This is a genomic window from Paradevosia shaoguanensis (assembly GCF_016801025.1).
In the GTDB taxonomy this organism is placed as follows: domain Bacteria; phylum Pseudomonadota; class Alphaproteobacteria; order Rhizobiales; family Devosiaceae; genus Paradevosia; species Paradevosia shaoguanensis.
Genome location: NZ_CP068983.1, coordinates 4267109 through 4290143, shown reverse-complemented (window position 1 = coordinate 4290143; position 23035 = coordinate 4267109). Strand labels below are relative to the sequence as shown.

The window sequence follows — 23035 nt, the reverse complement described above, 5'->3', positions numbered from 1 at the left end:
TTCCAACTAAAAGGCTTCGATGTGAAACCCGTGATTAATCGAGTGTTAATCCGGCTTTCAGCCCCCAGGGGGACATCGTGGCTATCAATAACGAGTTCGACCGTTCGTCCAATCGTGAAGTCATTTCTGAGAACCTGACTTCCGAAGACCTGCGCACCGCTACTTTCAATGCGGGTACTCAGGAGTTCCACAATAACCCCCAAGTCGAGGCTGCAACACCGGAAGTCGTTCGGGTAGCCCAGGCCAACACGCCGGCAGCGCCCGAGCGCGTCGTCGTGGAAATCGGTGAGGGCGAAACTGCGCGTCTCCCGGCTGGAACCGACATCAGCCAGATGCGGCAGAACGGAGCCGATCTCGAATTCGTCCAGCCGGACGGTTCGATCGTCGTGATCCCCGGCGGCGCCGTGCAGGGACTGACGCTCTTCATCGGCACCGTTGAGATCCCGGCCCAGACCGTGGCCCAGCTCTTCACCGAAAACGGCATAGAGGCCGCAGCCGGCCCCGCCGGTGGCGCCGAGGGCTCGCACGGCAATTTCGGCTGGGTCGACCCCGCCGGCATCGGCCCCGGTATCGGCTACGGCGACCTGCTGCCGCCGACCGAACTCTTCCGCGGCATCCCGACCTTTGACCTGCCGGAAGGCGCGGTCAACGGCCGCCCCAGCTTCGGCGGCGCCCGCATGTTGCTGGGCAGCGTGTCCGATGAAGGCCTGGCCTTCGGCAACCTCGACGATTTCGGCTCGAACGACACCACCAATTCCTCGACGCTCCAGGGCCAGCTCCCGGTCAGCGATCCGGACAATGATGCCCTGCAGTTCGTCCTGAGTGCCCCGGCCGGTGCCCTCAAGTCGGGCGGCCTCGACATCGTCTGGGACGCCTCTGGCGAAAACGTGCTCATCGGCCGCGCCGGTGGCGTTGAAGTCATCCGCATCACCATCACCGAAGGCCGCACCTCGGAAGGCGGCGGCCACTACGTCGTCGAGCTCAAGGGCCCGATCGACCATCCCAATCCGAGCGCCGAAGACCAGGTGACGCTCAATATCCCCGTGACCGTCAGCGACGGCCGCGGCGGCAGCGCCAGCTCGATCCTCGTCCTCAACATCGAAGACGACAGCCCGATCCTCACCGAAGCCCCGCGCAGCGCCGTCGTTGATGAAGATGGTTTGCCGGGCGGTATCGGCGACGAAAACGAGGGTGACCATCCGACCAACTCGCCATCCGCAACGGGCGACCTTGGCATTGCCTGGGGCGCGGATCGCGGCGACCACGGCGACACCACCGGCGAGGATGGCTCCTTCCTCCAGGACACCGTCGACGGCAAGCTCTATGGCCGCGCGGTCTATTTCACCTCGACCGCCATCGACGTGGCCGGCGGCGCCACCGGCAGCGAAGGGCAGGTGCCCGGCGCTCTCTATTCCGGCGGCGAGCCGTCACGATGGAGCTGTCCAACGACGGCTCCGTGCTGAGCGGCTTCATCTATCGCTTTGGTGAAGGCGAGCAGATCGAGAAGGTGGAAGTCTTCCGCGTCTCGCTCTCGGACGATGGTTCGGGCAAGTTCAACTTCCAGCTCTTCGCCCCCCTCGACCACGCTCCGGGCGGCGCCGAAAACGACATCTCCCTGACCTTCGACTTCACCGCCCGCGATTTCGACGGCGACACGGTGAACGGCAGCTTTACGATCACCGTCGACGACGACATGCCGGTCCAGATCGGCGGAGAAGAGGCGCCGCGCGTCGAAGCCTCCGTCCAGGAAGACGGCATGGCTGGCGCCGCCACCGGCGACAACCAGGTCGGCAACAAGGAGCCGGGCGACACCAACAGCGACGACGAAACCTCCAGCACGCTTTCGGGCTCGCTGTCGAGCATGGTCAAGGTCGGCGCCGATGGCCCGGGCACCTTCACCGTCAGCATCGACACCGCCAACCTGCCGACGCTCTATTCGCATGGCGTGGCCGTGACCTATTCGGTCGTGGGCAACACGCTGACCGCTTCGACCGCCGCCGGCACGGTGTTCACCCTGACCGTGAACGCCAATGGCACCTGGTCGTTCGACCTCCAGGACCAGCTCGATCACGTCGCCGGCGACGGCGAGAACCACGCGCTGCGCACCTCGGCGGACGGCTCGACCTCCGTTTCCGCAATCGACTTCTCCTCGGCCATCGTCGTGACGGATGCCGATGGCGACGCCCTCAATGGGCTGCGTCCGGGCTCCTTCACCATCAGCGTGCAGGATGACGTGCCGGTGATCGGTGCCGGCTCCGGCGGGCAGAACTTCCTCGTCAATGGCGACTTCCGTGGCGAAGGGGATTTCCTCAACCATCAATCCTGGGGCGAGGGCAATTACGGCGGCATCGACAACGATGGCATCGCCGGCTGGCAGATGACCTCGAACGGTGCCGAGACGGCTCAACTCGAGCGCGTCGGTAGCGGTTATCTCAACATGGTCGCCTCCGGCGGCGCCCCGATGATCGACATGGCTGCCTCCCCGGGCAACATGCAGATCTCGCAGGAAGTGTCCGGCCTGACCCAAGGCACGACCTACGCCATCCAATTCGAAGCCGGCGCTCCGTTCCCGGAAACGGCGCGGCTCGAAGTCTATTGGGGCGACCAGTTGATCGCCACGATCGATCCCTCCAACGCGATGCAGGTCTATTCCTACGTCGTGACCGCGACTGGCAACGCGCAGCTCGACAAGCTGACCTTCAAGGAAGTCGGTACCTCCGGCACCAATCCGGTGGATGGCCCCGGCACTGAAGGGCACCACGGCACCTATCTCGCCAATATCTCGCTCAGCCAGTCCTTCATCCTCGATGAAGATGCGCTCCAGAACGGCAATCCGGGTGGCGTCGGCGACGATGCAGGGCTCGCCGTCGTCGGCGGCTCGCTCCACATCAGCTGGGGCTCCGATGGCGTCGATAGCGGCGCCGACGGCACGTCCGGCACGGGCGGCTATGTCCAGGACAAGCCCGATGGCGTGGGCGACCGCAGCGTCACCTTCGATCCTGCCAATCCCGTTACTCTCAACGCTACGCTGACCTCTGGCGGCGTCGCCGTCGTCTTCACCGCGAACGAGGATGGCACCGTGCTCATCGGCAAGGCCGGTGATCGGGTCGTCATGGAGGTCAGCCTTTCTGACGACGGGCAGGGCGCGTTCCGCGTGATCCTGCTCGACAAGCTGGATCACCCGCAGAGCGGCACGGAAGACAACATCTCGCTCAAGTTCAACTTCGTCGCGACCGATTCCGATGGCGACGCCGTCAACGGCTCGTTCACTGTCTCGGTGGACGACGACTCCCCGGTTGGCACCGGTGGTTCGACCTCGATCACCGTCGACGAAGGCGATATCGCGACGTTGTGGTCCGTGGGCAGCAGCCCGCTCGATGGTACAGGCGACGGTTCGAACACCGGCCCCTTCGAATGGCCCAATGGCATGCCGGCCACCGCGTCTGGCTCGGTTGCCGGCCTCGTCAGTTTCGGCGCCGATGGCCCCGCCGCTGGCGGTGGCTTCGGCTTCGCCGCCAATGCCGCCTCGACCATGGCGGCGCTGGGCTATACCTCGCACGGACTGACGCTGACCTATGCTCTTTCCGGCAACACCCTCACCGCCAGCGCCGGCGGTCACAAGGTGTTCACGCTCCAGCTGGATGCTGACGGCGATTTCACCTTCAAGCTCTACGACCAGCTCGATCACGCTGCGCCGGCCACCCCGGGCAGCGCCGACTACAACAATCTGGCGCTCGAGTTCGGTTCCATCATCACCGCCACCGATGGCGACGGCGACAGCGTGACCCTCGATGGCAAGGTTACCGTCAACGTAACCGACGACATCCCTGCATTCGTTGCAGGAGCCACCGGCCACAATGTCGTGCGCGACGAAAGCGCCGGCAACCAGGGCAATGATACCACCTCGCCGGCGGTTGCCGCGTTGTTCGCTGGCGTCGCGGGCGTGGTGCCTGACGCCGCGCTGGGTTATGCGCGCGGCGGCCAGCCGGTGGTCGCCTTTGCCGGTGTTGGTGCCGACGACAGCTTGACCTTCACGGTCGCGCTGGCCGTGGCAGGTGGCAACGGCGCTCTTTCCGGCCTTGAGACGACAGAGGGGCAGCCGATCCGCCTCTATGTCGAAAACGGCCTGATTGTCGGCCGCATCGACCTTAACAATGATGGTCATGCCGATCCGGGCGACCTGCCGGCCTTCGCCATCTCCATCGACGATGCCGGCCGCGTGAGCATTGCCCAATACCTCTCCATCAAGCATCCCAACTCGGCCAATCCGAACGATGCGGTGAATCTGGGCACGCACATCCAGGCCGTCGTCACCGCGACCGACTTTGATGGCGACGTCGTTTCCAAGACCGTCGATATCGGCACGGCGATCGTGTTCCGCGATGACGGTCCGGTGGCGGGCAGGGGTTCGGTCTCCATCACCGTCGATGAAGATGACATCTCGTCGGCTTATTCGGCCGGCACCAGCCCGAACGACGGCAATGCCGACGGCTCGGACACCGAACATCTCGATGACACGGTTGGCAATGTCGCCGTGGCACGTGGCTCGCTCGCTGGTCTGGTCAATTTCGGTGCCGATGGCCCGGGGGCCAATGGCGGGTTTGGCTTCACTGCCAATGCGGCGGCGACCCTGGCTGCGCTGGGGCTGACTTCGCATGGCGATGCGCTCAGCTTCAGCGTATCGGGCAATGTGCTCACCGCGACCGCTGCCAACCACACGATCTTCACGCTCGAACTGGGCGCCAATGGCGAATTCACGTTCCGGCTCTATGACCAGCTCGACCACCAGGCGCCGACGCCCGGCACGGCTGATGAGAACAACCTGGCCATCAATTTCGGCTCGGTCATCGTCGCCACCGATGGCGACGGGGACAGCGTGGTGCTGGATGGCAAGGTGACGGTCAACGTCACCGACGACATTCCGTATCTCCAGGCCGAGAAGAACGGCGAAACCTCCATCGTCATCGATGAAACCGCCGGGCTCCAGGGCAACGACACCACCGATGCGAACGTGGTGGCGCTCTTCAACGGCGTCGCCAATGCGTCCACTGCCATCGGCTACGCGACCAATGCCGCCGATGCTCCGCTCGTCACCATCGTGACCGGTTCGGGCGCGGACGATGCTGCCAAGCTCACCGTTGCGCTCGAGATCGTCGGCGGAAACGGCACGCCTTCGGGCCTCGAGACTACCGACGGCAAGGCCATCACGCTTTCCGTTGAGGATGGCCTGGTCGTTGGCCGCATCCCGGGCGGGCAGGCGGCTTTCGCCATCGCTATCGACAGCTCCGGCCATGTCAGCATTGCGCAATATCTCTCGCTCAAGCACCCGGATACCGGGAGCGACAACGAGTCGGTTTCGCTCAACGGCCTCATCCGCGCCGCCGTGTCGATCACGGACTTCGATGGCGACACTGTCAGCAAGCAGATCGATATCGGTTCTTCCATCGTCTTCAGGGATGACGGCCCGGTGGCCGGCGAAGGTTCGGTGTCCATCACGGTCGACGAAGACGACATCTCTTCGGCCTATTCGGCGGGCACCAGCCCGAACGACGGCAATGCCGATGGCTCGGATACCGAGCATATCGACGACACCGAAGGCAGCGTCGCCGTTGCCCGCGGCTCGCTCGCTGGCCTAGTCAATTTCGGTGCCGACGGTCCTGGCGCCAATGGCGGGTTCGGCTTCAGCGCCGATGCCGTTGCGACTCTGACGGCGCTCGGGCTCACGGCCCACGGCGATGACCTGATCTACTCGGTTTCGGGCAATACGCTCACCGCGATCTCCTCGACCGGTTCGCATCACCTGGTCTTCACGCTGGAAATCAGCGCCAACGGCGATTTCACCTTCAGGCTTTATGACCAGCTCGACCACCAGGCTCCCACCCCCGGCATGGCCGACGAGAACAACCTGGCCATCAATTTCGGCTCGGTCATCGTCGCTACTGACGGCGACGGCGACAGTGTCTCGCTGGATGGCAAGGTGACGGTCAACATCACCGACGACATTCCCTATCTCAAGGCGGAGCGGAACGGCGACACGACTATCGTGATCGACGAAAGCGCCGGCCAGCAGGGCAATGACACCACCGCCTCGGACGTCGCCGCGCTCTTCAGTGGCGTCGCGAACGCCCCGACGGCACTCGGCTACGCCACGAACGCCTCGGATGCACCGCTCGTCACCATCGCGACGGGCATGGGCGCCGACGACGACGGCAATGTCTCGCATACGGTCGTCGCGCTCGAAATCGTCGGCGGCAACGGCACGGCTTCGGGTCTTGAGACGACCAGCGGCCAGCCGATCACGCTCTACGTCGAAGGTGACCTCATCGTCGGTCGCATCGCAGGCGGGCAGGCGGCATTCGCCATCGCCATCGATGGCACCGGCCATGTGAGCATCGCGCAATATCTCTCGCTCAAGCACCCGGATACGACCAACAACGACGAGTCGGTTTCGCTCAACGGCCTCGTGCGCGTCGCTGTGTCGATCACCGACTTCGACGGCGATACCGTCAGCAAGCAGGTTGATATCGGTTCCGCTATTTCGTTCAAGGACGATGGCCCGGTTGCTGGTGAAGACTCGGTGTCGATCACGGTCGAGGAAGCCCTGATCCGGACGGAATGGTCCGCGGGTAGTGAGTCCGTCGCAGGTGCCGGCGCCGCTTCGGCGACCGGTTCGCTGGCAGGTCTCGTGGACTTCGGTGCGGATGGCCCGGCTGCCGGCGGTGGCTTCGGCTTTGCCGCCGATGCGCTTGCCACCTTGAATGGGCTTAACCTCACTTCGCACGCCGAGGTCGTGAGCTACAGCATCGTCGGGAATACCCTGACGGCGACCGCCGCTGGCCACACGCTCTTCACGCTCGAAATCGGCGCGAACGGCGACTTCACCTTCAAGCTCTCCGATCAGATCGATCACGCACAAAACTCGGATTCGCTGGCGATCGATTTCGGCGCCATCATCGAGGCCACCGACGGCGATGGCGACAAGGTGTCCCTGGCGGGCAAGGTGACGGTCAATGTCACCGACGACGTGCCGGCCTTCGATCTCCATGCGAGCGGCGCCGCAGTCGTCCGCGACGAGACCGCCGGGCTCCAGGAGAACGATACCTCCGCCCAGGCCGTTGCCGACCTCTTCGGCGGCGTCACCAACGCGTCAAGCGCGCTTGGTTATGCCACCAATGGCGGCAACCCCGTTGTCACCTACAACTCGGTGGGCGGAGCCGATGACGGCTTCACCTATTCGGTCTCGCTGACGATCAACGGGGGCAATGGCACGGACTCCGGCCTTTCCACCACTTCCGGCCAGCACATCTACCTCTTCCTTGAAGATGGCCTGATCGTCGGTCGTACCTTAGCGGATGGCAGCGGCCCCGCGGCTTTCGCGATTGCGATCGATGCCACCGGCCACGTGAGCGTGGCCCAGTACCTCGCGCTCAAGCACCCTGATGGCACCGACGCCAATGACGCCATCGACCTCCACGGGGTCGTGCGCGCCGAGGTGACGGCAACCGACTTCGACCATGACACGACCACCAAGTCGGTCGATATCGGCGCCTCCATCGTCTTCAAGGATGACGGCCCGACTGTCATTCAGGTTGTGCCGAATGCGGCCACGCTTGGTCCGGACCTGATCGTCAACGGCAGCTTCGAGCTCGGACATGGGCTCACGGGTTCCGCCTGGGAGATCTATGGCAGCATCGATGGCTGGACGAAGGGCGCCGATGGCATTCCGTTCGAAGTCCAGACCGGCGGCGCTGGCGGCCTTGCGCCCAATGACGGCAACGCGCTCATCGAGCTCGATGGCGACACCGAGGGCAACGGCAACCCGCACGACACGCCCGATCCGGTCCATACCAATGCCACGATCCAGCAGACGATCGCTGGCACCGAAGCCGGCCAGACCTACCAGCTCACCTTCTGGTATGCGCCGCGCGGCGATGGCTCGGATTCGAGCGGCATGGATGTCTATTTCGAAGGCCACAAGGTCTTCTCGATCCCGCCAGGATCGAGCGAGTATGCGAGCGGCACCTGGCATCAGATCACGCTGACTGTTACCGCCACCGGCCCCAATGCCGTGCTCGGCTTTGCCGGCACGGGCGCCGAGAACGAAAACGGCGCGCTGCTCGACAATGTCAGCCTCAAGGCCGTCTATGGCTCGACGCTCGATGACGAGGACGTCGTTTCGACTGTCGTCGGCATCCAGGGTGGCCCCGGCGATGACGGCTCGGGCACGGTCGCCTCCGGCAAGATCGTGTTCGATGCCGGCGCTGATGGCCTGCAGTCGATCGTGGCGAGCGGCATTGCTGGCCTCAAGGCTATCTACGTCGACCCGACCACCCATGTCGGCACGCAGTACGACGTGACCCAGACCTGGAGCGCTTCGGGCGCCGGCGGTACGCTGACGGGCACCATCATGGTCGGTGGCGTCAGCCACAACGCCTATACGCTCACCATCGACGCAGACGGCAACTATACCTTCAACCTGCTCCAGCCGCTGGTGCATCCGCTGACGGACAATCCGGCGACCTCGGAGACCGAGACCGAATTCGAAGACAACCTGCTGCTGGACTTCGGCTTCACCATCACCGATGGCGATGGCGACAAGGCCACCGGCACGATCTCGATCAACGTCGATGACGACACCCCGGATGCCATCACCCAGGCTCCGGCCGCGACCGAGATGGACGAGCCGGGCATGCCGACGACTTCGACCGTCGAAGTCCTCTACGACTTCAATGGCGTTAACGGCCAGGCTCCTGATCTTGGGCCTAATCTGTCAGTTAACGATGGCTCCGTCGTCGCCAACTTTGTCAACGACTACACGCTTCAGGGACCGCCCGCTAACAGCGGCTCCAATGCCATCGTCTTCACCGCTAAGCCCGGCACGACGTTCACCTTCGACACAGCCGCCATCGGCATGAACGGCGCGTATACCGGTGTTAAGGAAGTGACCCTGATCGGCTACGATGCCAACGGGACCCAGATTGCCCTTGGTACGTTCAAGGTCGAAACGGTCCATCCCGTGACCACGACCCCAGTGTCAGTTTTTGATGCGACAGGCACGGTTTTCGATGGTCTTGCCCTCGCACGACTGGAAATCGTGCCGCCGAGCAACTTTGCCGGCTACGTCGTAGTTGACAACATGGGCGTGAGCCAGGTCGTCACGGCGCCTGCCGAAACGACCTCTGCCCAGGTTGACCTGATGCCGCTGGTCAATTTCGGCGCCGACGGGGCCCTTGCCGATGGTGCCTTCTCGTTCCAGACCTTCGCCGATCGCGATTTCGGTTCGATCAATTCCGAAGGCAAGGAAGTCCACATCTCCTCGAACGGCACCACGGTGACCGGCTTCACGGACGACAACGCCAAGGTGTTCGAGCTGACGATCGTCAACGGCAAGGCCGTGCTGACGCTCTATGCGCCGCTCGACCACAACGGCGCCAGCAGCCTCAACCTCGACTTCGGCTCCCTCATCGTTGCCCGTGACGGCGACGGGGACGGGATTTCGCTGGGCGATGGGCTGGTGGTGTTCTCGGTCAAGGAGTCCAACTTCGCCCCGACTGCCGGCGAAGCCTTCGCCGCGGTCGATGACGACGGTCTGGCCGGCGGCAACGCCAATGCCGGTGCCGGCGACATCGCCGTTACGCCTGATCCGGACAACAACGAGTCCACCTTCTCCGGCACGCTGCCTGGCAGCGGTGGCAACGGCGCGCTGGTCTATAGCTTCGCCGGCATGGACGGCCAGACCGACACTGTCGGCCAGGAGACGGTTCAGTATCATTGGGCGGCTGGCGTCTTGACCGCGACCATCGTCAGCGGCGCCCGTGCGGGCTCGAATCTCTTCGAGATCAAGATCACCGACGCCGCGACTGGCGCTTATGACCTCAAGCTGTTTCTGCCGGTAGCGCATACCGCGGGCGACAACACCGAAGCCAGCGTCAACGTCTCGATCGACTACACCGTTGGTGACTCTGACGCCGACACGTCGGCCGCCGATACGGCGACCGGCACCCTGAAGATCGAGTTCAACGACGACGTGCCCACAGTCACAACCAGCAATGTCGAAATCGCCGGCTTGTCGGTGAGTGATGCTACGCTTGGGAGCGATGACTCCAAGAGCTTTGCCTCGGCCTTCACTTTCGACTTCGGCGCGGATGGCGGCTCGGCCTCCTATGCGCTCGAAGTTAGCGCGCAGGGGACCGACAGCGGTCTCGTCGATGGCGCAACGGGCCAGCACGTCCTGCTCTATACGACCTCCGGTGGTGCCGTTGAGGGCCGCATCGGCGACAGTAACGGCGCGGTGGTATTCCGCCTCACCGTTGACGCCAACGGTACCGTGACGCTCGACCAGCAGCGCGTTCTCCAGCATGGCAGCAATGGCGCCGATCAGGTTGTCAGCATTGCCGGCGGCAAGATCATCCTGACGGCGACAGCTACGGATGGTGACGGCGACAAGGCTTCCGGCCATATCGATTTGGGCAGCCAGCTCTCCTTCCAGGACTCCGATCCAACAGCCGGCAATGCCACGGCTTCGATCATCCTCGATGATGAAGGCCAGTCGGGCGGGATCACAGTCAACGGCGCCAATGGCGACGTCGACGATCCGGAAAAGGCCTCGATGGTTTCCGGTACGCTCCCGATCACGGCGGGTGCCGATGGCCTCAAGTCCATCGTCGTCTCAGGTCTGACGGCTGCCGGTGAAACCGGGCCGGCCGGTGTGCTCTCGGCGATCTTTGTGGATGGCCAGGGCATAGCTTCCACCCATGCCGTGTCGTCCGCCTGGACGGTGAACGGGCAGGGCGGCACCTTGACCGGCACGATCATGGTCGGTGGCATCAGCCACACCGTCTACACCCTCGTGGTGGACGCGACGGGTGCCTATACGCTCACCATGAACTTGCCGCTGGCGCACCCGCTGACCAACGATCCGAACACCGGCGCGACGGAAATCGAATACGAGGACAATCTCAACCTCGTCTTCAATTACACCGTTACCGACAATGATGGCGACGAGGCCTCCGGCACGCTCTCGGTCAAGGTCAACGACGATACCCCGGATCTCGGCCCGGTCGAGGCGATCAACGTCGGCAACGGCGTTGCCTCTCACACCGGCTCGTTCGAATTCCATCCTGGCGCCGACGGCATCGGCGGGGCAAGCCTTGCTGGCAGCGTCCCGCCCCAGGGGCTCACGTCGGGCGGTGAAGCCGTCCATTACTGGACCAGCAATGATGGTTCGCGCCTCGTGGCCTATACCGGCACGTATAATGGCGAGCCGCCGGCCGACGCGCAGATCTTCACCGTTACGCTCAATGCCGCCACCGGCCAGTATGTCTTCAACATGCTCGGCTCGATTGACTTCGGCGACCAGCAGCAACTGCTGGTGTCGGCATCCACCGCACACGGCGCCGGCCCCACAAACTATCAGGTCCTGACCACCGGCGGCGTAAACGGCACGGAAGTAGCGGTGCTTAGCGGCTGGAAGTGGCAGGCGTCACCCGAAAACCTGACGAACTGGCTCGGCGGAGGAGCACCTAGCGTCAGTGCCGCCGATATCAGCGGATCGACCAACGGCTGGGGCGTCAACAACGCCAATTTCGACTCCAACGAACTTACGCGTTTTGATTTCGGCACGATTGCCGATGTCAACGGCCAAACGCCATCGACCACATCCGTCGTCTCGCCCTCCAGCATCGAGTTCAACCTCGGTGCTGGCACGGGTGACAAGATCGCCTATGTCGTTCGCTTCAGTGATGGCACGTTCGCCTCGGTTTCAGAGATTGGCGACCCAACTGCGAACCTGATCATTACGGCCCCGGCCGGCAAGACCATCGACTATGTCGAGTTCCTGATGATCGACGGCAAGGCCAAGATCGACCTGGAAGGCGTAACTGTTGGCACCTCCGGCCCCACCCAGATCGACCTCGGCTTCAAGCTGACGGTGACCGATGGCGATGGCGATGCGGAGAGCGGCCTGATCAACGTGCACGTTTCCAATCAGCTGCCGACCCTGACGCTGCCGCAGACGGGGTCGACCGGCACGGTTGTCGACGAAGCCGGGCTGCCAAACGGCAGTGCCGAGTTGGCCGATAATGTTCCCAATAACAATAACGGCGAACGTACGACCGGCGCGTTCGCCTACACCGACGGTGAAGGCGCCACGACCATCAAGATCAATGGCGTGGCCATCGCGGTGGGTACCAATATCGATGGCGCCTACGGCAAGCTGCACATCGACAGCATCGATACCGTCAATAAGGTCGTGCACTACACCTACACCCTCACTGCCGCCACGAGCGACCACGGCGACATCATCGTGGGCACCGATGGCGACAGCGATCGCGGCATTGCCGACCAGGTCAACGACGACTTCGCCGTGACAGTGTCGGACGCCAACGGTGGCACCGCCGCAGGCGTGCTCCAGGTGAGCATCAACGACGACGGCCCGACGGCTATGGCGGACCTGGTCACGCAACTGGTCGAAAATGCGCCGGTGGTGGTTGATGTGCTGGCCAATGATGTCCAGGGTGCCGACGGCGTTGCATTCGGGCAGGTGACCCTGGTTGCCAACTCGCTCGTTGGTCTCGGTTCGCTGGTCTACAACAACGACGGCACCTTCACCTACACGCCGGCCGCTGGCGAGGAAGGGCAGGTGACATTCCAGTATCAGATCGTCGATGGCGATGGTGACGTCTCCGTTGCGACGGCGGCCATCATGCTTAAGGCCGACTCGGAGCCGACCATAACGATCCCCGCCGCTGGCGAAGATGGAACGGAAGTGTCAGAAGCAGGCCTCGAGGTTCGCTCCGGCGAAGCCGCCGGTTCGGCTGCGGTGACCGACTCTGAGAAGACCTCTGGCACGATCGGGTTCAACTCGATCGATGGTGTCGGTTCTGTTTCGTTGGGTGGGCACGCACTCACCACGGTGGCGCAGACCTTCACCGATAACCTGGGCGCTCTGACTGCGTACTACGTGTTCAACTCGAGCACCGGCGTGGGTACGATCCACTATAGCTACGAGCTGTTGGATAACACTTCGGGCGACGACACCTCGGTGACGTTCCCTGTCGTCGTCACCGATACGGATGGAGACGCGGCCCCTGCTGGCAACCTAGTGATCGCGATCGCCGACGATGCTCCGACGGCAGTTGACGACGCTAAGACGCAGTCGGTTGAGAACCAGGCGGTTGTGGTCAATGTGCTCGGCAACGACGTGCAGGGTGCGGATAGCGTGGCACTGGATCAGATCAGCCTGGTGGCCGATTCGCTGACCGGCGCTGGCTCGGTGATCTATAACGACGATGGCACCTTCACTTACACGCCGGCTCCCGGTGAAGAAGGTGAAATTACGTTCCAATATCAGATCGTTGATGGCGACGGTGACCCGTCGGTAGCTACCGTCACGATCACTCTGCAGGCGGACTCTGCCCCGACTGTAACGATCCCAGCTGCTGGCGAAGCCGGCACGCAGGTGTCGGAATCCGGCCTGGAAGCTCGCTCTGGCGAAGCCGCCGGTTCGGCCGCGGCGACGGACTCCGAGAAGACCTCTGGCACGATCGGCTTCAATTCGGTCGATGGCGTTGGCTCGATCTCACTGGGTGGGCACGCACTCACTTCGGTCGCCCAGACGTTCACCGATAGCCTGGGTGCTCTGACCGCCTACTACGTGTTCAACTCGAACACCGGCGTCGGCACGATCCACTATAGCTACGAGCTACTGGACAATACCTCGGGCGACGACACCTCGGTGACGTTCCCGGTTGTGGTGACTGACACCGATGGTGATGCGGCCCCGGCTGGCAACTTGGTGATCTCGATCGTTGACGACGTACCAACGGCAGTCAATGACATTGCGCAGGAGGTGCTTGAGAACAGTGTAGCCGGCATCAGCGGCAATGTGCTGGCTAATGACGCGCAGGGTGCAGACAGTGCTACCCTGACCCATGTCTCGTTCGACAATGGCAGCACGTGGGTTGCCATAGCCGGTTCACACGTCGTTGCCGGCAAGGGCACCTATACGTTCGATGCCGACGGCAACTGGACCTTCAAGCCGGTGAGCACCGCGGGCCATTCCGATGTGAATGCTAGCTTCCAGTACCGGATCGTGGACGGTGACGGCGATCCGTCGCAGGCTACCCAGTCGATCACCGTCAAGGACGCCAACACGCCCTTCCAGCAGGTCGGCACGTTTGCCGGCGTTGTCGAAGAGGAGCAGCTTGCGGGGGGGCTAGACGATACCAACTCGGCGAACGGCAACGACAAGGACACGGCGGGCAATCTCGGCGTGACCACCAACATCGTCACCGGTGAGCTACATGACATGCTCACGGGCGGCGACGGCACCGTTACCTACGGCTTCAATACCGTGAGCGGCCAGGTCTCGCTGGTAGGCGGGGCCAATCTGACGTCGGAAGGCCAGCCGGTGTTGTTCGCCATGAATGGCGGCGTGCTCTATGGTTACGTCAATGTTGCGGGGGCGGGCTTCGACCCGGCTGTCGACCGCAGCGTGTTCAAGGTGGAGCTCAACTCGAGCACCGGTGAGTTCAAGTTCACCCTGCTCGACAATATAGACCACCACGCGATCAACGCCGCTGACGACGTTGAAGGGACTGTCTCGATCAACCTCGACGGTGTGTTCAAGGCGACTGACAGCGACAATGACACCCACACGTTCAACAATGTGAGCGTGGCCGTGATCGACGACGTACCGGTGGCGAACGCGGCGGAATCGACGCTGACTATCAACGTTGATGAGTTGGGCGTCTCCAACGTTGTTGCCAAGTGGACCAATGTCGATATGAGTGGTTCGTCCAACCCGGTCAGCTATGACCGCGATGGCGACGGCTCGACCGATGAGATTCGCTGGCCGAACGGAAGCGGTTCAGGCTATGGGTTCGTGGACGCTCCGGCGGCGAACCTGAACAGCCTGGTTACCAACGACGCCTTCACGCTGGGCACGTTCACTCACTTCAACTTCCCGGTCTCGGGCGACACGCTGGAAAGCGTTAAGCTGCAGGTGACGTTCACGGCCATCATCAACGGCGTCTCGACTGTCGTTGGTCCGGTAACAATCAACTTCAATCACAACGAGACTCCGAACAATTGGGGCGACAGCCGCGATAACGACATCATCACCATCTCCAACTCCACGGCGACGGTGAACATCGCGGGCCAGCCCTATACGCTCAACATCCTGGGCTTTGTCCCGGCTAACAATCCGGATGGCACACCGGTCACGCAGATCAGCACGACCGAGAATGCTTCCAACGCGTTCCTCCTCCGTGCCAGCTTTGTTTCGGCTGTGGGCGACCTGAAGACGACGGGTGACGTCACCACCGGCAATACCGGTGCCGATGGGGTTGAAGTCGTAGGCATCGCCTTCGGCAACCAGAGTGACACGACTGCCAATGGCTCAGGCAATTTCGAGATCGAAGGTCAGTACGGCAAGCTCGTCATTAACAAGGACGGCAGCTACACCTATACGCTGACGGCCGACGGCGCTGACGTTCCGACCGGGGCCGCGGAAACCTTCAAGTACACCATCCGCGATGGTGACGGCGACAAGGCGACCGCCGACCTCAAGATCACGCTCAGTGTGGTCGATCACGTTGCCCCGAATGTCCTCGACGTCAGCGTCAACGACACTCTGCTTACGGGTACCGATATCGGCCCGGGCGAGTTTGTGGTCACGGTCAAGTTCAGTGAGGCCATGGACACCTCGGCCAATCCGAACCTGACATTTGGCCAGGATCTCGCGGGTGCTCTGGTGCTGACGGGTGGTGTCTGGAGTAATGGCAACACGATTTACACGGCCACCTATACGGTCGTGGATACCAACGCCACGCTCTCCAACATCACTATCGATGTGACGGGCGCCAAGGATACGGCCGGGAACGCGCAGAACGACTATGTCGCTCAGCCCGAATTCGGTATCGCCACCTTCGATCCAACCGTGGCCGGTGCCGACCGGATCGTTACAAATGCCGGCAACGGCACGGCGTTCGTGGTGCCGGAATGGGCACTCCTCGCCAACGATACCGGCGAGGCTGGCCTGCACATCACCAGCTTGAGCAATCAGAGCAGCCTGTCTGCATCGCTGGTTGGTGATGGGGTTTCGATCACCGACTCCGGCAGCTCTTCGGGTGGCTCGTTCAAGTACAATGTCACCAACGGCGTCTCAGCAGCCACCGGCTCGGTTGATGTCGTGAGGGACAGCTCGGGCAGCATCGATGGCGGTAACGGCAACGACATCGTGGTCGCCGCCGGCTCGAACGCAACGGCGCAATCAACGAAGATTACCTTCGCCAAGCAATACGATGCTGGCGACAAGGTTTCCCTCACTATTGACGGAACGAGCTACACCCACACCGTGGCGTCCAATGCTCGATCAGGCGAAAACGTCTATGACGCTCTCAGAGCTCTGGTCGGAAATGCCTTGGCTGCCAAGGGAGGCTCCTGGAGCAGTAACAATCTTGACAGCGGCGGCAGCGTGACCTTGTCCGGCAACCCGGGAGTCACGTTCGCCGTGGCAGCCGGGATCGTGAATGCTGCTGGCGACCCATGGAAGTATACGATCGACTTCTATGACAGCATCGACGACTTTGGCACGGGAAGTGGAGAGAACATCAAGATCAGCATTTCCGGATGGCCGGACTTCGTCGGACATGCCACAGGCGGCAGCGGAGACGAGGGACGCTTCGATAGCGCCGCTGCGGACCTAGTCACCCAGCTGACTGCGGCCCATTTCACGGCTAGCTACGACTCCAGCTCGAACAAGTTCACGATTATCTCGCCGTCCGAGTTGAGCATTTCTGCCACCTCGACGGGTACCGAGGATCGGTGGCTGTCGCCCACGGCAAACGGAACGGTGACGAATACAGTAGGCGCGACGAACCATGAGGCGCCCGCTGTCGACACGACTCCCGCAACGGTGGGCGGCTATACGCTCAACGGCAATGGTGGCGATGACATCCTCATCGGTGGCTCGGGTAACGACTTCCTCGTGGGTGGGGATGGCAACGACATCCTCTTCGGCGGTGCGGGGTTCGACACGCTTACTGGCGGCGCTGGCGCGGACACGTTCAAGTTGTCGGATGCGAGCGTGGCTGACTTGATCGTCGACTACCATGGGAGCGAAGGAGACAAGATCGATCTCACCGAACTCTTCTCGGTGGCCCCGGGCGGTCACGTCAATGACTACGTCAAATATGACGCCACGACCGGCGTGTTGAGCGTCGACACCGATGGCACGGGCGCAGGAAAGGACTTCGTGGCAGTCGCAACTCTCGGTACCGACAATCACCCGGCACCGGACACCGTGAAGATCATTTTCGACGACGCCGATGGCACAATACACCAGGTGGTTCTAGCGAACCAAATCTAGCCGTGCTCGAAAGAATGGCCCGCTCTCGCGGGCCATTCTGCAACTGTGGACACTGATCAAGCTTCGCGCTCGATGAACGCGCCTTCGTCCCCGGGAGTTAACTATCTCTCCCGCAAGAGAAGCGGGGAGCGGATCATGCCGGCGTAAAAAGCCTGGCCATGTGCTCCGCGGGTCCGAGCGCACATGGTAGAGGCGCTTCCTCTTCGCTAGGGGGGCCGGTCGGTTCGTTGATTGGTCGGCCCTTTTGCACGAAATGATCGATCAGTCTGCCCGACTGACGGCCACCCTCGGTTCGGTGACCGTTCGCATCATCGGAAACCACCGAATTTTCAGGCGTCTACCATGCGCATTCGAAGATCATCCACAGTGTCTTAGCCAGTGCAATACGCCGAGTGTCGGTGCGTCGGTGCCTAGATGCGGCGAGAGAGTTTGCGCATTAACGCCAGTTTCCCAGCAGCTCGAATATCTGCGGGCGGAAGTCCTGCTGAAAGCGGCCGATCGGCTCGATACCGACGAAGTCGTACTCCGTCGGAATTGACTTTATTCGTTTTGCTCAGGATGAGGCGGCATTCCTCGTCCCGCCGGGCGCGGCTGTGCCGCTTAGGAATTCTCACAGGATGGGTGGGTGTCGGCACCGTTCAAGTGACGCCGGCACCGCGATGGCATTGGATGGACACAGAGGCGCTATTGTTGAGCCTCTTTCAGGTTCCAGACGCTTTCCATGCCGCGACCTGTGGACCACTGGGTCACGAGGCTCTGGTCCGCACAATCCGCCTCTACCGGGTCGCGATTGATCCGGAACTCCGGATCGACCAAATACCCCAATACGACGCAATCGCTCGCGTGAAGACCAAGCAGGGCATTCTCGCGCTCGGTAACTATTCGAACCAACACTGCCTCGACCTTGCGGCCTTGCCACTTTGCCGTGCCGTAGTCAGCCAGCGTGTCTTTAGTATCCGTGATCACCCACTTGTCGGCAACGACACCGCGCAGGTGTTCCTGAAGTGCGGGGAAAAGCGTGAGCGCCCCGAGATTTTCCGTTCGCACGGCCTCCCGGACGAGGTCGGCAATGTCCTTTTGCGCTCCTGTCGCACGGCTCTTGTATTCGGCTCGCAGTTCCTCCTGACGCGTCTGGAGAGCGGAGCGTTGGTCCGCGGTCTTTGCCGCTAGAAGCGCAGCCGCGGCCTGAGCTTCTTGCTGCTGGCGAGTACTCTCTTGTGCCAGGCGCGAGATCTCGTCATCCACCTCGCTCGCTTCTACCCATATCGGAGCGAAAGTGAACGCAATGTCCGCTCGCTGGAGTGCGCCTGACAGAGACCGCAGATCTGCAGCGGCGGCGTAGAGGCCCGAACATTGGCCGCGCTGCGCGGCGACAAAGGCCTGATTGGTCGACATCGGCGATGTGAAACGAGGATCGGCGAACAAGAACGCGAAACTGTCGGCACGCTTGGAGAGACTGCTGCCGTGCGGCTGCATGTCGGCAACCGCAGCACAAATGCCACCCTTGCCGTTCGGCAGTCGCAGCACACCAAAACCACGTGCGGTTTCGGTGTTGACCCGAGCGGCGATCGACGCGGCGTCGGCCGTTAGCCTTTCGGTTTCTCGCGAAGCGTCGCTGCCGGCGATACTGACGATCAGTTTGAGCCGCCCGTCCTCGAACGCAGCAACCAACGGCTGCGCCGCGCTTGGGGTCAGGGCTAGAAAGTCGCCGCGGCGCAATACCGCAAGATCGGCTTCGAGCAGCGGGTGCTCACATTGCGCCAGATCCGTTCGCGCGATGCCCTGAGCTCCAAGCTGCTGGCGTGCCAAGAGCAAGGCCACGCTGTTGCCGGGTGCAGCGTGAAGCCAACAGAGTTTTGCGACCCCGCCGTCCACGCGAAGCTTGCCCAAAAGATCATAGGCCAGGTGAGGTGCGGCGCTGTTGCGCAGAACAATCAGATCGTCAGGGCTACCCTCGAGAAGACTTGCATTGGCGGGTGTAATGGCCAGCCCGTTGGTCGAAGTATCGGCCTCCGCGACCAACGTGCGAGCCGCCTTCCGGCCGACGAAGTCAGCATGTGCTGCCTCCAGATTTAGCGCCACAAGCTCATCCTCTGCGGCCTTTAGGCTTCGTACGGTTTCTGCCGAAGCCGGGCCGGCCAATGCCTTCTCGACCGTCATTTGCAACTCGACAGCGGCCAAAATGTCATCGGCGGTTACGTTGGCCGCAATATGAGCCAGGAGGAATTCATTGATCGCCGTTAGTTTCTCGGTCGCCAGGGCAACGGAATTGGCAAGAGCGGTATCGTTGGTCTTGGCGCGCCGTTCATTGGCGCTCGCATAGGCGGGGTCTTGTTCCACAACCGACGCCAGTGCCTCCCGCAAGACTTGCAGATCCGGAAGCGCAGGTTCGGCCAAGGCAGCCTTCAATCGCGCCAGGGCACGCGCCACACCGATCGGATCCGCGAACGCTCCACCTGCCTCCGAGAAGCTGTCGATGCTGTCGATCAACTCTCGGGATGCGGCAACAACTGTTTCCAGGGCGAGATCGGCATTGGCGATTTCCGCGTCGGCGGTTTGGAGCTGCTGCGCAGAGACCTGCGGGGCCTTATAGGCATCGGCGAAACTCGCAAGTTCATTCTCTAAGCCCATTTTGTTAAGGGCCTGGCGTGCTTTCGCTTGTGCCTCGGTGAGGCGCTGTGCGTTGCCATCCTCCAACGCCGCGGCAAGCGCTTCGCTCAACGGAAGCAGGGCAGGGACATGAGCGGAAGTGACATTCCGGCTGACGAATGCGAGGACAAAGTCGTTCAATAATTCGGCTTGCCGACGCGCCTCGAGCACTGCACGTTGCTCGGCCTCCTTGCGTGCGTCAATCCAGGCTTGTCGCGCCGATATATAGGCCCCATCGGCGTCAAGAAGCGCCTGCAGTGCAGCGGCATGTTGCGTGATGGTGGCTACGTCCTTGCCATCAACGGCACCGCGCAGGGCGACTACCTCCCGGGCTACATCGAGCCCGCGCTCGAAGCGGCTGCCTTGTTCGCCATAGGCCTCGACATCCGCAAGCAATCTCGACGCTGCGGTCTTGGCGTCTGCCAATGCCAGCCGTTCGGCTTCAGCTGCGACCGCTGCCTGAGCGGTTTTGAGGCCTGCATTTGCGGCATCGCGATGGGCATCGATATCGGCTAGCAGCGCCTTGGCTTCGACACGCCTGGCGCCGACCAGATGATCGATCGTTGCATCGCTGGCACACGCCGTCACCGCGTCTTCCCAATGTTCGCGAGAGACCAGGTCGCCACAACGACCGGCTTGCAGATGCAGTTCGATAAACAGGATTTCGTCAGCCAGGGTATTAACCTCAGCCCGCAGGTTGTCGGCCTGGGCAGCCGATGGCTTGGCCGACCCTTCGAGCAGCTTGGCGAGTTGCGCACGCTTTTCGGCGAGCTGTTTCTTGCCCACAGCCAGGTCCTCCCGGGCACCGGCTAGAGCCGCGTCGAGAGCGAGTTTAACGCTCGCCTCGGCCGGCTTGGCGATCGACGCAGCGTAGCAGGATGACAGCGCCTCGCCCCATTTCCGGGACTGGGTGTTGCTGAAGCAAGCGCTAACCGCCGCCTCTGCCGCTGCCAGCCGCGCTCGATTGGCATCGAAAGTTGCCTTGTCGGGCGCACCGGAACTGAGGAAAGCCTCGTAGTCCGAGGCCTTGGCAAAGCCCTTCTCGCGTGCAACCTGATAACTCCGGGCGTTGGTGAAACCGCCCTCTCGCGCCTTAGCGAAATCGGCTCGGCTCTCGAAGCCGCCGGTCTCGGCCATTTCCAGTTCGTCGAGGCTGCGCCAACCCTCGGAGGCGCGCATTTCGAGGTCATAGAGTTGGTCTTCTCCGAAGACTCCCGGGAGACGGAATGCCGCTTGATACGCGACGATAGCGGCTCGTGTTCCCGGGCCAGGCTTGCCGTCTACGGTCATCGCGTAGAACCCGAGCGCCTTCAGAGCGGTTTGGGCTCGTGTATAAAACTCTAGCTCGTAGGCTTGTTGAGCGGCTCGCGCGGCTTGCTCGGCGGCTTGTTGCTGCTGCACCTGTCGAGACTGTTCACGCCGAATTTGGTCGTTCTGTACGCCTTGGCGCACGATTTCTTTGGCAATCCCGAAGAACAAATCGGCCTGCGCCTGCGCTTGTATCGGCTGCATGCCAGCGCCAAACAAAAGGATAATAGCGGTCGTGCGCCGCCAATTCTTCGAAATCATCAACCGAGCCCCACAGCTACTTTTGTTGATAGAAACAACAGGCATGGGGAAAACGCAATGGGCAGTACCTACATCGAAGTATCGATCGAGGAATGCTGCAGTTTCCTTTTCCATTCGGCCGAAACGATTCTAAACCGACGACGTGGTATCACGAGCATGCGTCTTCTTTCCGGTTGTGCAGAATTGTCTCGCTGTGTCGCGAATTGACCCCGGATTTCGGGTATCCCGAGAACTCGGTCGGCCTCAGGGCTCCGCCGCCGCTCCGATTTGTCCGTCAGTGGGCAAAACCCGGCGGCGCCCTAACAGGTCCGCCGAGCGACTAGTTCGGGGCTTGTCCGGGGCGGGGCTCCAAGAGATTCGCGGAGAGGGCCGTCAGCGCTTCCTCGAACCGGAGGCAGTCGGCGATGAGGGCTTCAAGAGCTTCAGCCTGATCCGCAAGATCGCGCCTCACGATCATTAGGGCGTCTGTGCCGGAAGGGTTGGTTTCGAGTCGAGGTCCGATGATCGCAAGCTGCAGGCGCTCGAACATATCAACAATCGTGGTCCAGGGGAGTTGGCGTTCCACCAAAGGGGTGATGATCGCGATTATGCTTCCCTTCAAAAGCTCGAGGGCTGCACGACGTGCCACGGACGTCGGCTGATGCTCAAAACGCGTCATAATTCTTTCCAACGTTTCTTTCGGGCTGAGAGGAAGGTTGGTCAATTTGAACGTATGTAGGTACTCGATCCGCAGGTCGACGATGTCGCCCAGCATCTCGATATTGGCCGCGACGTTGACACCAGCATCGTTGACGCTCTCCAGGACATGATAGAGCGCCCTTTGCGCCTCGGTAATCTGACGCACGGTCGTGACGTTCGGCGCGGGGCCGGGATCTCGCCCAGTCTGTAGCGCGTCAAGCCAGTTGAAGAGCGCCGGGAGTTCCCTAAGAGCGGTCGAGCCGATGTTTGCTTCTTCAGCAGCCGATCGCGCGTGTGCGGACGTTACCATCAGATCCTTCAGAATCAGGATACGTGACACCAACTGGACGACATCGGACCGGCGTTTGAAGAAGCGGGCAAGCTCAGAGGAAACTTCGCTCGCCATGCCGGGCGCCTCCGAAGCCCGGAGCGGATTTCCGTCATGGAATTTGTCCAAGAACGCAGCTTCGATATCGCGTATGTCGGTTTTGGCGGAGCTCTCCAACGCAGAAATCCGCTCCTCAAACCTGGCGAGTGCCAGTTTGATGCGAGCATCAAGCGCCACGCCTCCGATGCCGTCCTCTTCGCTCATTCGGTCGTTCTTTCTGAAGGCCGGTCATAGCCGAAGCAAAAGGAGTTATCACCTCATACCTAATCCTCCAGAGTGCCGCCCGTTTCGATAGCTCTTCGGTTGTATTCGCGGTCCCCGAGGGCCAGACGCTCGAGCCGGACTGGTCGAGGCTCGCGAAGTGAGCCCGGATCTCCGCG

General features: G+C 62.2%; 4 protein-coding genes. 2 read left to right on the top strand and 2 right to left on the bottom strand.

Annotation, left to right across the window (positions count from 1 at the left end; genetic code table 11):
- Positions 1–77 precede the first annotated feature (77 nt).
- On the top strand, positions 78–1463 hold the full coding sequence (locus JNE37_RS20740) for a hypothetical protein (protein WP_203064655.1): 1386 nt from the start codon (positions 78–80) through the stop codon (positions 1461–1463).
- On the top strand, positions 1433–17371 hold the full coding sequence (locus JNE37_RS20735) for a DUF5801 repeats-in-toxin domain-containing protein (protein ID WP_203064654.1): 15939 nt from the start codon (positions 1433–1435) through the stop codon (positions 17369–17371). The genes JNE37_RS20740 and JNE37_RS20735 overlap by 31 nt, the downstream gene beginning before the upstream one ends.
- A 684-nt stretch (positions 17372–18055) precedes the next feature.
- Here JNE37_RS20735 and JNE37_RS20730 read toward each other — a convergent pair.
- The gene (locus tag JNE37_RS20730) at positions 18056–21589 is read right to left on the bottom strand and encodes a peptidoglycan-binding domain-containing protein (protein ID WP_203064653.1); all 3534 of its coding nucleotides are present in this window, start codon (positions 21587–21589) and stop codon (positions 18056–18058) included.
- Positions 21590–21908: 319 nt separating this feature from the next.
- Positions 21909–22859: a hypothetical protein gene (locus JNE37_RS20725; RefSeq protein WP_203064652.1), complete on the bottom strand. Its 951-nt coding sequence runs from the start codon at positions 22857–22859 to the stop codon at positions 21909–21911.
- Between the last annotated feature and the right edge of the window lie 176 nt (positions 22860–23035).